This window comes from Roseateles asaccharophilus (genome assembly GCF_031458115.1).
GTDB classification, from domain to species: domain Bacteria; phylum Pseudomonadota; class Gammaproteobacteria; order Burkholderiales; family Burkholderiaceae_C; genus Pelomonas; species Pelomonas asaccharophilus_A.
In genome coordinates, this window is sequence record NZ_JAVDXV010000001.1 from 307,057 (window position 1) to 320,124 (window position 13,068).

At 67.8% G+C, this 13,068-nt stretch carries 8 protein-coding genes; 7 read left to right on the forward strand and 1 reads right to left on the reverse strand.

All coding sequences use genetic code 11. From position 1 onward, the window contains the following. Window positions 1-132 precede the first annotated feature (132 nt). Complete coding sequence (locus J2X21_RS01375) at window positions 133-2,184, forward strand: S9 family peptidase (RefSeq protein ID WP_310323927.1); 2,052 nt, start codon at window positions 133-135, stop codon at window positions 2,182-2,184. A 124-nt stretch (window positions 2,185-2,308) separates the two neighbouring features. On the opposite strand, the gene ffh is transcribed toward J2X21_RS01375, so the two are convergent. Then, window positions 2,309-3,688 (reverse strand): signal recognition particle protein, encoded by a 1,380-nt coding sequence (ffh, locus tag J2X21_RS01380; RefSeq protein ID WP_310323929.1) that lies wholly within the window; start codon window positions 3,686-3,688, stop codon window positions 2,309-2,311. A gap of 56 nt (window positions 3,689-3,744) precedes the next feature. Here ffh and J2X21_RS01385 point away from each other — a divergent pair, with 56 nt between their 5' ends. The 6 genes from J2X21_RS01385 (at window position 3,745) to J2X21_RS01410 (ending at window position 12,869) form a co-directional block, all read left to right on the forward strand. Continuing rightward, on the forward strand, window positions 3,745-4,626 hold the full coding sequence (locus J2X21_RS01385) for a cytochrome C assembly family protein (RefSeq protein ID WP_310323932.1): 882 nt from the start codon (window positions 3,745-3,747) through the stop codon (window positions 4,624-4,626). Next, a complete protein-coding gene (locus J2X21_RS01390; protein ID WP_310323934.1) occupies window positions 4,623-4,868 on the forward strand; it encodes a PP0621 family protein in 246 nt (81 codons plus the stop codon). The genes J2X21_RS01385 and J2X21_RS01390 overlap by 4 nt, the downstream gene beginning before the upstream one ends. A gap of 14 nt (window positions 4,869-4,882) precedes the next feature. Next, entirely contained in the window at window positions 4,883-6,565 is a 1,683-nt protein-coding gene (locus J2X21_RS01395) for a sensor histidine kinase (RefSeq protein WP_310323937.1), read from the forward strand. Between the two features lie 14 nt (window positions 6,566-6,579). Then, window positions 6,580-8,037: a sigma-54-dependent transcriptional regulator gene (locus J2X21_RS01400; RefSeq protein WP_310323938.1), complete on the forward strand. Its 1,458-nt coding sequence runs from the start codon at window positions 6,580-6,582 to the stop codon at window positions 8,035-8,037. A 595-nt stretch (window positions 8,038-8,632) separates the two neighbouring features. Further along, the gene (locus tag J2X21_RS01405; RefSeq protein ID WP_310323940.1) at window positions 8,633-11,539 is read left to right on the forward strand and encodes a ribonucleoside-diphosphate reductase subunit alpha; all 2,907 of its coding nucleotides are present in this window, start codon (window positions 8,633-8,635) and stop codon (window positions 11,537-11,539) included. A gap of 157 nt (window positions 11,540-11,696) precedes the next feature. Beyond that, the gene (locus tag J2X21_RS01410) at window positions 11,697-12,869 is read left to right on the forward strand and encodes a ribonucleotide-diphosphate reductase subunit beta (RefSeq protein WP_310323942.1); all 1,173 of its coding nucleotides are present in this window, start codon (window positions 11,697-11,699) and stop codon (window positions 12,867-12,869) included. Window positions 12,870-13,068: the final 199 nt, after the last annotated feature.

The window sequence follows — 13,068 nt, forward strand, 5'->3', positions numbered from 1 at the left end:
AATTTGGGGGCAAATGTGTGCGCATGTGTCGCCCTCCGCAGCAACCCTTAAGGGTGTAGCCAGACCCTGACCGATGGCATGGGTCGCCGGACTGCCTATGCTGCGGTTCTTCTCCATTCGACCGAGGCTCTCATGTCCCGTTCCCCGTTCCTGCTTCCGCTGACCCTGGCGCTCGCCACCGCGCTGCCGGCCGTCGCGCATGCCGCCGATGCCCGCAAGGCCGCCATCACCGTGGCCGACACGCCGCTGATCCCGCGCGCCGCGCTGTTCGGCAACCCGGTGAAGGCGGGCGCGCAGCTGAGCCCCGACGGCAAATGGCTGTCGTGGATGGCGCCCGTGAACGGCGTCATGAACGTGTGGGTCGCGCCCGCGGACAAGCCGGACGCCGCCAAGGCCGTCACCGACTCCAAGGACCGCCCCATCCCCGGCCACTTCTGGTCGGGCAACAGCGAGCAGCTGCTGTTCGTCAAGGACAACGCCGGCGACGAGAACTTCCGCCTCTACGGCGTGGACGTGAAGACCGGCGCGCAGCGCGACTACACGCCATTCGACAAGGTGCGCGTGCGCATGATGGGCGGCTCGAAGAAGCGCCTGGACGAGGTGCTGGTGGGCATCAACAACCGCGACCCGCGCTGGCACGACGTGCACCTGCTGAACCTGAAGACTGGCGAGCTGAAGCTGGTCATGAAGGGCGACGGCTTCGCCGGCTTCCAGACCGACGACGACCTGCAGGTGCGCATGGGCGGCCGCCCGAACGCGGCCGGCGGTGTCGACTACTACCAGGTCAAGGACGGCGCGGTGGCCGACAAGCCCTTCCTGAGCACCAACCTGGAAGACAACGCGACCGCCCCCATCGGCTACACCACCGACGGCAAGACGCTGTACTGGATGGACTCGCGCGACCGCGACACCACCGCCGTGTTCGCCGAGGACACCGCCACCGGTGCACGCAAGCTGATCGCGCAGGACGCCCGCGCCGACCTCGGGCAGACGCTGCGCAACACCGTCACCGGCGAGGTGCAGGCCTATGCGGTGGACTACCTGACCACCGAATGGCATTTCGTCGACAAGGGCCTGAAGGCCGACTTCGACTGGCTGCAGCAGCAGCTCGGCAAGGGCGAAGTTTTTGTGGCCAGCCGCACGCGCGCCGACGACAAGTGGATCGTCGGCATCGACCCGGTCTCCAAGGTGTCGGCCACCTATCTGTACGACCGCAAGGCCAAGAAGCTGACCGCGTTGTATGTCGCGCGGCCCGAGCTGCAGAACGCGCCGCTGGTGCCCATGCATGCGGTCGAGATCAAGTCGCGTGACGGCCTGACGCTGCCCAGCTACCTGACGCTGCCGCAGGGCGCCGACAAGAACGGCGACGGCAAGCCCGAACAGGCCGTGCCCATGGTGCTGCTGGTGCACGGCGGCCCCTGGGCGCGCGACGGCTACGGCTACAACGGCACGCACCAGTGGCTGGCCAACCGCGGCTACGCAGTGCTGTCGGTGAACTTCCGCGCCTCCACCGGCTTCGGCAAGAAGTTCCTGAACGCCGGCAACAAGCAGTGGGGCCTGGCGATGCACGACGACCTGATCGACGCCGTGAACTGGGCCGTCAAGCAGGGCGTCACCAGCAGCGACAAGGTCGCCATCATGGGCGGCAGCTATGGCGGCTATGCGGCGTTGGCCGGCCTGACCTTCACGCCCACCACCTTCGCCTGCGCGGTGGACATCGTGGGGCCCTCCAACCTGGAGACGCTGCTGGGCACCATCCCGCCGTACTGGGAAGCCGGCAAGAAGCAGATGTACAGCCGCATGGGCGACCCGACGACCGACGAGGGCAAGGCCGTGCTGCGCGCCGCGTCGCCGCTGTACAAGGCCGACCAGATCGTGCGGCCGCTGCTGATCGGGCAGGGGGCCAACGACCCGCGCGTGAAGCAGGCTGAGAGCGACCAGATCGTCACCGCCATGCAGGCCAAGAACATCCCGGTCACCTATGTGCTGTACCCGGACGAAGGCCACGGCTTCGCGAAGCCCAACAACCGCATCGGCTTCAATGCGATCGCCGAGACCTTCCTGGGCAACTGCCTGGGTGGCCGCGTGGAGCCGCTGGGCGAGACGGTGCGCGCGTCCACTGCGCAGGTAGCGCATGGCGCCGACTTCCTGCCCGGCCTGAAGGCCGCGGCCGAGAAGAAGTAGGCATCTAACCGGATGACAGAGGCCGCAAGGCCGACTCATCCAGCAGCAGCCGTGGAACCGGCTTTGCCGGGCCACTGGCTGCGCCCCCTTGAGGGGGAGGCGCGTCAGCGCCTCGGGGGTGGGCCTACATCCCGGGCAGGCCGCCCTTCATGCCGCCCAGCTTCTTCATCATCTTCATCAGGCCGCCACCCTTCATCTTCTTCATCATCCCCTGCATCTGGTCGTACTGGTTCAGCAGGCGGTTGACGTCCTGGATCTGCACGCCCGCACCGGCGGCGATGCGCTTCTTGCGGCTGGCCTTGGTCTTGCCGTCCATCAGCAGCGCGGGCTTGGCGCGCTCCTTGGCGGTCATCGCGCGCAAGATGCCTTCCATGCGCTTCATGTCGCGCTCGGCACGGTCCATGTCGGCTTGGCCGGGCTGCTTGTTGCCCATCATGTTTTGCGGCAGCTTGTCCATCAGGCCGCCCAGGCCGCCCATCTTCTTCATCTGCGCGATCTGCTGCAGGAAGTCGTTCAGGTCGAAGCCGCCGGTCTTCAGCTTCTCGGCCATGGCCTGCGCGTCGGCCAGGTCCACGGCCTGCGTGACCTGCTCCACCAGCGCGACGATGTCGCCCATGCCCAGCACGCGGCCGGCGTGGCGGTCGGCGTCGAACACCTCCAGGCCGTCGATCTTCTCGGACACGCCGGCGAACTTGATCGGCGCGCCGGTGATCTGCCGCACCGACAGCGCCGCGCCGCCTCGCGAGTCGCCGTCCAGCTTGGTCAGGATGACGCCGGTCAGCGGCAGCGCTTCCTTGAAGGCCTTGGCGGTGTTCACCGCGTCCTGGCCCTGCATCGCGTCGACGACGAACAGCGTCTCGACCGGGTTGATGGCCGCGTGCAGCTCCTTGATCTCGGCCATCAGCGCTTCGTCGATGGCCAGGCGGCCGGCCGTGTCCACCAGCAGCACATCGAAGTAGTGGCGCTTGGCGTGGTCCAGCGCCGCCAGCGCGATGTCGCGCGGCTTCTGATTGGGCTCGGACGGGAACCACTCGCCGCCGGCCTGCTTGGTTACCGTCTTCAGCTGCTCGATGGCGGCCGGGCGGTAGACGTCGGCGGAGACCGTCAACACCTTCTTCTTGCGCTTGTCGATCAGGTGCTTGGTGAGCTTGGCGGTCGTGGTCGTCTTGCCGGCGCCCTGCAGGCCGGCCATCAGGATGACGGCGGGCGGCTGCGCGGCGAGGTTGATGTCGGCCACGCCCTCGCCCATGGTCGCGGCGAGTTCCTTGTGCACCACCGAGACCAGCACCTGACCCGGGTTCAGCGAGCCGACGACCTCCTGGCCCAGCGCCTTTTCCTTCACGCGGGCGATGAAGTCGCGCACCACCGGCAAGGCCACGTCGGCCTCCAGCAGCGCCATGCGCACTTCGCGCAGCATGTCCTGGACGTTGCTCTCGGTGATGCGGGCCTGGCCGCGCATCGTCTTGACGAGGCGACTCAGGCGGTCGGTGAGGTTGGATGCCATTGAATTGGGAGGGCGGACCGGCAGAACGCGCGGAGCCCAAAAGTACACTGCGTGCCATGAGTTTATCGCCCGCCCCCCTCGGAGACGCCGTTGCCGCTGCTGGCGGCCCTGGGCCGAGCGTGGCGCTCGCGGTGGCCAGCGTGCTGGCGCTGCTGGGCTATGTGTGGGTGGGCCTGCTGCGCGCGCGGGCTCCAGAGGGCGATGTCGTCGTGCGTCGCCCGCTGCGCTCCGTGCCGCCGATGGCGTTGGCCTGGACGGCGCAGTTCGCCGCGCTGTTCATCGACATCAGCGGCTACGGGCTGGCCACGCCGGGCGCGCGCTTCGGCTTCGCGCCGGCGCTGTCGATGACGGCCTGGCTGGTGCTGACGGTCTATCTGATCGAGAGCCGTTTCCTGCCGCTGCACAGCGTGCGCCGCGTGCTGGCCTGGCTGGCCGCGGCCGCCGTGCTGCTGGCCTGGGGCTTCCCCGGCGAGAGCCGGCCGACGGCGGCGTCGCCGTGGGCGCCGCTGCACTGGGTGCTGGGGCTGGCGTCCTACGGCCTGTTCGGCGTCGCGGTGCTGCATGCGGCGCTGATGAACCGCGCCGAGTCGCGATTGCGGCACAAGCAGGCCACGCCGGGCGCGATGTCGGGGCATATGCCGCTGCTGCAGCTGGAGCGGCTGACCTTCAACTTCATCGCCGCCGGTGTGGGCGTGCTGTCGCTGGCCATCCTGCTGGGTTGGTGGTTCACGCCGCAATGGAAGTGGGACCACAAGAACCTGCTGGCCGTGCTGGGCTGGCTGGTGCTGACCGGGCTGCTGGTGGGGCGGCGTATCTACGGCTGGCGCGGCCGGCGCGCGACGCGCTGGTTGTATGCCGGCGCCGCGCTGCTGCTGCTGTCGTACGCGGGCTCGCGCTTCGTGCTGGAGGTCGTGCTGCAACGGGGCACGGGCGCATGAAGTACCTGCTGCTTTTGGGCCTGCTGGCCCTCTTGTTCTTCGTGCTGGGCGTCAAGCGCTCGCGGCCCCGGCCGCCCGAGGCGCGCAAGCCAGCCGCCGAGCCCGCGCGGACCCAGGCCATGCTGAGCTGTGCCGAGTGCGGCATGCACCTGCCGGCCGACGAGGCGCTGCCGGGCAAGGGGGGCGTGTTCTGCAGCGCGGCGCACCGGACCAGATTCGAGGCGCGGCAGGGGCCTGCTTGAGCGCGGATTCGACGTTGCCGTCCGGCCTCGATCCGGTGTCCGTGCGTGGCAGCTGGTTCGTCGAGGCGCCACCCGCCGAGCCGGCGGAGGGCAGCGCCGCGTTCGACCGGCTGTACCGCGCCTTCCTGGCCGCGCGCGCGGCGCTGGGGCTGGCGCTGATCGCGGCGCAGTTGCTGGCGGTTGTGCTGGCCACGCCGCCGGCGCCGTCCACGCTGGCGCTGAGTGCGTCGTATGCGCTGGTGGCCATCTCGCTGTGGATGCTGCCGCAGTTGCGTCGCGGCGTGACGGCGCGCAGCCTCGCACGCATCAGCAGCCCGCAGTGGTGGGCCGCGATCGGCGTGGACCTGGTGCTGTTCGGCGCGCTGCATGCGCTGGACACCAGCGGCGTGAACTACGGCGCCTTGTTCGTCATGCCGGTGCTGATGGCGGCCGTGCTGAGCCCGCGCATGCTGGCGCTGGCAACCGCGGCCATCGCGACGCTGGCGCTGCTGGCCGCGGCGGCCTGGTCGCTGCTGCTGCTGGGCGCGGACATGAGCGTGAAGACCTCGCAGGCCGGCCTGGTGGGTGCGGGCCTGTTTGCGGTCAGCCTGTTGGCCGCCGAGCTGAGCGCGCGGCTGGCGCGCGAGGAGAAGGCGGCGCGCGGCAGCCTGGCGCTGGCGCGGCAGCAGGAGCAGCTGAACCGGCTGGTCATCGACGAGATGCATGAGGGCGTGCTGGTGGTGGACCGGCGCGGCCGCGCGCGGGCCAGCAACCCCGCCGCGCGATCACTGCTGGGCGTGACCGAGGGCGAGCTGAGCTGGCAGCTGCGCGGCCGCGCCGACTGGCAGCCGCTGGCGCTTGCGCTGGAGGAGGCCTATGTGAGCGGGCGCAGCGCCGAGCAGGACGTGACCTTGCCGCAACAGGGCGGTGTCAGCCGCAGCCTGCGCCTGCGGCTGCGCTTCACGCGCCAGCGCGAGGGCAGCGAGGAACTGTGCGTGCTGTTCCTGGAAGACAACCGCGAGTTGCTGGCCCGCTCACGCCAGGAGAAGCTGGCGGCGATGGGCCGCGTGTCGGCCGGCATCGCACACGAGATCCGCAACCCGCTGGCGGCCATTGCGCAGGCCAACGCGCTGATCGCGGAAGACGTGGCCGGCATGCGCGCCGAGCAGTTGACGCAGATGGTGGCCTCCAACGTGCAGCGCCTGAAGCGGCTGGTGGATGACGTGACCGAGGTGGCGCCCGGCGTGCAGCCCGAGACGCTGGCGCTGGACGCGAGCGAGCTGGTGCACGAGACCTGCGTGGACTGGGTGCTGGTCAACGGCCTGGAGGCCGGGCCGCAGAGCCGCTTCCGGCTGCAGGTGGCCGAGCCCGAGCTGGCGGCGCTGTTCGACGCCGAGCACCTGCGCCGCATCCTCGTCAACCTGCTGGACAACGCGTTGCGCCACGCGGAAGAGGGCGCCGACACGATAGGCGTGCGCCTGGCGCGCAGCGGCGACGGGCTGGAGCTGGTGGTGCGCAGCGCAGGCCCGCCGGTGCCGCCGGAGATCGAACGCCATCTGTTCGAGCCCTTCTTCTCGACGCGCAGCCGCGGCACGGGTCTGGGCCTCTATATTTGTAGAGAGCTGTGCGAGCGGCACGGCGCCCGCATCGACTTCCGCCGCGCCAGCGACGCGGCCGCCAACGAGTTCTGCGTGCGCCTGCGCACGCCCAGCGCCTGATCGGGCCCGATGCCATGAGCACTACCAACACCGAGCGCCTGCTGGTCATCGACGATGAGCCCGACCTGCGCACGCTCTACGAGCTGACGCTGATGCGCGAGGGCTACGAGGTCGACAGCGCGGGCTCGGTGACCGAGGCCTTGCAGCAGCTGCAGGCCATGCAGTACGCCGCCGTCATCACCGACATGAAGCTGCCCGACGGTTCCGGCCTGGGTGTGCTGCGCTGGCTGGAGCAGGCAGGGAGGCCGGAAAAGGCTATCGTCATCACGGCTTTCGGCTCGGCGGAGAACGCCGTGGAGGCGCTGAAGGCCGGCGCGTTCGACTACCTGACCAAGCCCGTGGACCTGCGCCAGTTCCGCCAGGTGGTGGGCTCGGCGCTAGGCCGGCAGCCGGTGGCCGCGAAGGCGCCCGAGCCGCAGCAGTCCGCCGAGGCCGGTGTCGCTGCGGCGACAGCGCTGCGGCTGGTGGGCGAGTCGCCCGCCATCCGCGCGGTGCGGGCCTTGATCGACAAGGTGGCGCGCAGCATGGCGCCGGTGCTGGTGAACGGCGAGTCGGGCACTGGCAAGGAGCTGGTGGCGCGCGCCATCCACGACCACGGCACGCGCGCGGGCCAGCGCTTCGTCGCGGTGAACTGCGGCGCCATCCCCGAGAACCTGCTGGAGGCCGAGTTCTTCGGCTACCGCAAGGGCGCATTCACGGGCGCCAACGAGGACCGCGAGGGCTTCTTCCAGGCGGCCGACGGCGGTACGCTGTTCCTCGACGAGATCGGCGACCTGCCGCTGGCCATGCAGAGCAAGCTGCTGCGCGTCATCCAGGAGCGCTCGGTGCGCCCGGTCGGCGCGACGGCCGAGAGCCCGGTCAACGTGCGCATCCTCAGCGCCACGCACAAGGACCTGGCCGCCGAGGTGGCCGCCGGCCGTTTCCGCCAGGACTTGTTCTACCGCTTGAACGTCATCCAGATCCGCGTGCCGCCGCTGCGCGAGCGGCTGGAGGACCTGGGCCTGATCAGCACCCGCGTGCTGGCGCGCATCGCGCAGGACGCGGGCGTGTCGCCGGCGCCGCGGCTCACGAGCGGCGCATTGCAGACGCTGTCGCGCTACGCCTTCCCCGGCAACGTGCGCGAGTTGGAGAACCTGCTGCACCGCGCGCTGGCACTGGCCGGCGGCGAGTGGATAGATGCCGAGGACCTGGGCCTGCCGGACGCGCTGCTGGACGACGGCGGCAGCGTGTCGCAGTTCGCCGCGCTGGAGACGCCGGTGGAGGCGGTGGCGGTGGCCGAAGGGCTGTCGCTGCCCGACGAGCTGCCCAGCGACCTGGCGCTCTATCTGGACGAAGTGGAGCGCGCCATCCTGCTGCGCGCCCTCGAAGCCCACCGCTTCAACCGCACCGCGGCGGCGGCCAGCCTTGGGCTGTCGCTGCGGCAGATCCGCTACCGCATGGCGCGGCTGGCGATCTCGGTCGGGGATAGTTAGCCCTTCGCCCAGTCGCGCTTGCTGAACGCAGCGCGCCTGGTCGGTCCCCGCTCGCACATCGCCGGACGGGCCGGCTTGGGGCGGCCCGGCGCTCGGCCCGCGATTTCCAAACCCTTGGTGACACCTACGGATTTGCCCTGCTTGAATCCGGCGCGGTGTGCGCCGCGATCTCGTCGAACCCAGCAACGGCGCGGCTTTGCGGCCTGCTTCGGCCCGCCAGCCCAGTGCTGATGCGGGCTTGGCGCAAAGACCCCCGATTTGATCGGGTAGAGGCGCGCATGGTGCTTTTGTCCAGGTGAATCAGTGCCCGGGTTGACACTAGGGATGTGGGCCACACGAGGCGTCAAGCACTAGATATAGTGTTCTCTCGTGATATCCTGCTGACCCAGTCGACCCCATGACCATCTTCTCGGAATCGCTGTTTGCAGTGGCTTGGCCACGGCAGCAATGCCCCCGAGAAACCAGCCGGAACGCCGGCCTGGCAATGGACCGGCAGGGCCGAAACATCTCCCCCACAGCAACGCGCGACGCGTCGATCCTTCATCGGGTCTGTGCCGCGCATTTGCCCGTCATTTCTCGCTAAAAGGATTCCCTCATGCTGCATGAAGCCGCCACGGGCCAGGCCACTCCCGCCTCGGTCACCCCGGTCGCGTTTGGATCCGACGCCGCCGCCCCCAGCGCCCCCGCGCTGTCGACCTACCAGGCCTACCAGATCATTCGCCGCAACGGCGCCGTGGTCTCGTTCGAGCCCAGCAAGATCGCCGTTGCGCTGATGAAGGCCTTCCTCGCCGTGCACGGCACCAGCGGCGCGGCGTCGGCCAGCGTGCGCGAGACGGTGGAGCAGCTGACCCAGAACGTCGTGCGCGCGCTGCTGCGTTCGCGCCCGAGCGGCGGCACCTTCCATATTGAAGACGTGCAGGACCAGGTCGAACTGGGCCTGATGCGCAGCGGCCACCACGAAGTCGCCCGCGCCTACGTGCTGTACCGCGAGCGCCGCACGCAGGAGCGTGCCGCCCAGGGCGAGGCTGCCCGCGCCGCCGAGCCGCAGTTCATGGTGATGGACGGCGGCGAGCGCCGCCCGCTGGATCTGGGCGCGCTGAAGTCGCTGATCGTGTCGGCCTGCGCCAACCTGGGCGCCGACGTGAAGCCCGAGCCCGTGCTGGCCGAGACCCAGCGCAACCTGTACGACGGCGTCGCCATCGACGAGGTCTACAAGGCCGCCATCCTGGCCGCGCGCACGCTGATCGAAAAGGACCCCGGCTACAGCCGCGCCACGGCCCGCCTGCTGCTGCACACGATCCGCCGCGAGATCCTGGGTGGCGAAGTCACGCAGGCCGAGATGCCGCAGCGCTACGCCGACTACTTCCCCGGCTATATCAAGAAGGGTGTCGCCGCCGAACTGCTGGACGAGAAGCTGGCGCAGTACGACCTGGCCAAGCTGGGTGCCGCACTGAAGGCCGAGCGCGACCTGCAGTTCGACTATCTGGGCCTGCAGACGCTGTACGACCGCTACTTCCTGCACATCGAAGACACCCGCATCGAGATGCCGCAGGCCTTCTTCATGCGCGTGGCCATGGGCCTGGCACTGGGCGAGATCGACCGCGAAGCCCGCGCAATCGAGTTCTACGAAGTGCTGTCCAGCTTCGACTTCATGTCCAGCACGCCGACGCTGTTCAACAGCGGCACGCGCCGCTCGCAGCTGTCCAGCTGCTACCTGACGACGGTGGCCGATGACCTGGACGGCATCTACGAGGCGCTGAAGGAAAACGCGCTGCTGAGCAAGTTCGCCGGCGGCCTGGGCAATGACTGGACCCCGGTGCGTGCGCTGGGCTCGCACATCAAGGGCACCAACGGCAAGTCGCAAGGCGTCGTGCCGTTCCTGAAGGTTGTCAACGACACGGCCGTCGCCGTGAACCAGGGCGGCAAGCGCAAGGGCGCCGTCTGCGCCTACCTGGAAAGCTGGCACCTGGACATCGAAGAGTTCCTGGACCTGCGCAAGAACACCGGCGACGACCGCCGCCGCACGCACGACATGAACACGGCGAACTGGATTCCCGACCTGTTCATGAAGCGCGTCATCGAAGGCGGTGACTGGACGCTGTTCAGCCCCTCCACCTGCCCGGACCTGCATGACTTGTTCGGCAAGGCCTTCGAGGAAGCCTACGTCGGCTACGAGAACAAGGTCGACCGCGGCGAGCTGAAGCTGTTCAAGCGCATGCCGGCCAAGGACCTGTGGCGCAAGATGCTGTCGATGCTGTTCGAGACGGGTCACCCCTGGATCACTTTCAAGGACGCCTGCAACGTGCGCAGTCCGCAGCAGCACGTCGGCGTTGTGCACTCGTCCAACCTGTGCACCGAGATCACGCTGAACACCAACGACAGCGAGATCGCCGTCTGCAACCTCGGCTCCGTCAATCTGGCGCAACACTTGAAGGACGGCGCCATCGACCAGGCCAAGCTGAAGAAGACGGTGCGCACGGCCATGCGCATGCTCGACAACGTCATCGACATCAACTACTACGCCGTCAAGAAGGCGCGTGACTCCAACCTGCGCCACCGTCCGGTGGGCCTGGGCATCATGGGCTTCCAGGACGCGCTGTACGCGCTGCGCACGCCGTACGCGTCGCAGGCCGCTGTCGAGTTCGCCGACCGTTCGATGGAGGCCGTCTGCTACCACGCCTACTGGGCATCGACCGAACTGGCCGAAGAGCGTGGCCGCTATTCCTCGTACAAGGGTTCGCTGTGGGACCGCGGCATCCTGCCGATCGACTCGCTGGACCTGCTGGCCGAAGCCCGCGGCGGCTATGTCGACGTGGACCGCTCGACGACGCTGGACTGGGACGCGCTGCGCGGCCGCATCGCCAACTTCGGCATGCGCAACAGCAACTGCGTCGCCATCGCACCGACCGCGACCATCTCCAACATCATCGGCGTGGACGCGTCCATCGAGCCTTGCTTCGGCAACCTGTCGGTGAAGTCCAACCTGTCCGGCGAGTTCACCGTCATCAACGAATCGCTGGTGCGTGACCTGAAGGCGCTGGGCCTGTGGGACGACGTGATGGTCATGGACCTCAAACACTTCGACGGTTCGCTGCGCCGCATCGACCGCGTGCCCGAGGACATCAAGCAGCTGTACGCGACGGCCTTCGAGGTCGACACGTCCTGGCTGATCGAAGCCGGCGCGCGCCGCCAGAAGTGGATCGACCAGGCGCAGAGCCTGAACATCTACATGGCCGGCGCATCGGGCAAGAAGCTGGACGAAACCTACAAGCTCGCGTGGCAGCGCGGCCTGAAGACGACCTACTACCTGCGCACGATCAGCGCGACGCAGGCCGAGAAGAGCACGGTCACGCGCTCGGGCCAGCTCAACGCGGTGTCGTCCGGCGCGGCGCCGGTGGCTGCTGCGCCGGCCGCTCCGGTGGCTGCCGTCGAGCCCGAACTGCCGGCGACGGACATGAAGTTCTGCTCGATCGACAATCCCGATTGCGAGGCCTGCCAGTAAATCGAACATGACCTCGAGCTTGTATAGACAAGTTCGAGGTCATCGTTTTCGATGCCCACGCGCAACAAAGTTCGCGTGATTGATGCAAATAGCAGTGGCGGGTTCTTGTTGAATCACGCAAGCACTGCCGATAATTCGAAGTGATAGGAAGCACACCATGCTGGATTGGGACGAAGACCTGAAGTCCACTGACACCTCTGCCGCGAAGCCGCTCGCGGCCATGCCTTCGGCGACGTCTGCTTCGGCGTCTCTGCGCGAAGCCGCCAGCGCCTCCGTCCCCGCTCCCCAACTGTCCGGCGAGTCCACGACCGCACGTCGTGTGAAGGCCGCCGACAAGCGCATCATCAACGGCCAGACCGACGTCAACCAGCTGGTGCCGTTCAAGTACAAGTGGGCTTGGGAGAAGTACCTCGCCACCTGCGCCAATCACTGGATGCCGCAGGAAGTGAACATGAGCCGCGACATCGCGCTCTGGAAAGATCCCAACGGCCTGACCGAAGACGAGCGCCGCATCATCAAGCGCAACCTCGGCTTCTTCGTCACCGCCGACTCGCTGGCCGCCAACAACATCGTGCTGGGCACCTACCGCCACATCACGGCGCCCGAGGCCCGCCAGTTCCTGCTGCGCCAGGCTTTTGAAGAAGCCATCCACACGCACGCCTACCAGTACATCGTGGAGTCGCTGGGTCTCGACGAGAGCGAGATCTTCAACGCCTACAACGAGGTCCAGTCGATCCGCGACAAGGACGAGTTCCTGATCCCCTTCATCGAGGCGATCATGAAGCCGGACTTCCACACCGGCACGCCCGAGACCGACCAGACGCTGCTGAAGAGCCTGATCGTGTTCGCCTGCCTGATGGAAGGCATGTTCTTCTACGTCGGCTTCACGCAGATCCTGGCCATGGGCCGCCAGAACAAGATGACGGGCGCTGCCGAGCAGTACCAGTACATCCTGCGCGACGAGTCCATGCACTGCAACTTCGGCATCGACCTGATCAACCAGATCAAGTTGGAGAACCCGCACCTGTGGACGGCCGAGTTCAAGGCCGAGATCAAGGCGCTGTTCCTGAAGGCCGTCGAGCTGGAGTATCGCTACGCCGAGGACACCATGCCGCGTGGCGTGCTAGGCCTCAACGCCTCGATGTTTAAGGGCTATCTGCGCTTCATCGCGAACCGTCGCGCGGTGCAGATCGGCCTCGAAGCGCTGTTCCCCAATGAAGAAAATCCCTTCCCGTGGATGAGCGAGATGATCGACTTGAAGAAGGAACGCAACTTCTTCGAGACCCGCGTCATCGAGTATCAATCGGGCGGGGCCCTGAGCTGGGATTGATTCCCCAGCCTTAACAAGATCAAGACCTGGCCAATGCAGTCACCGAGCGAAACCCGCATCAACACCCTTGAGGTGGCGGGGCTGCATGGCGATCCCATTCACCGTACTGAGGCGTTCCTCCTGAGCGACTCTCGGACGGTGAATAGCCGTATCTGCGCGGGGTACTCCGTGCGGGACGGTGTTTCTGTCCCTTGATCAA

Coding starts and splice junctions, on each gene's coding strand:
- J2X21_RS01375 (WP_310323927.1), top strand. CDS start 133: ATGTCCCGTTCCCCGTTCCTGCTTCCGCTGACCCTGGCGCTCGCCACC.
- ffh (WP_310323929.1), bottom strand. CDS start 3,688: ATGGCATCCAACCTCACCGACCGCCTGAGTCGCCTCGTCAAGACGATG.
- J2X21_RS01385 (WP_310323932.1), top strand. CDS start 3,745: ATGAGTTTATCGCCCGCCCCCCTCGGAGACGCCGTTGCCGCTGCTGGC.
- J2X21_RS01390 (WP_310323934.1), top strand. CDS start 4,623: ATGAAGTACCTGCTGCTTTTGGGCCTGCTGGCCCTCTTGTTCTTCGTG.
- J2X21_RS01400 (WP_310323938.1), top strand. CDS start 6,580: ATGAGCACTACCAACACCGAGCGCCTGCTGGTCATCGACGATGAGCCC.
- J2X21_RS01405 (WP_310323940.1), top strand. CDS start 8,633: ATGCTGCATGAAGCCGCCACGGGCCAGGCCACTCCCGCCTCGGTCACC.
- J2X21_RS01410 (WP_310323942.1), top strand. CDS start 11,697: ATGCTGGATTGGGACGAAGACCTGAAGTCCACTGACACCTCTGCCGCG.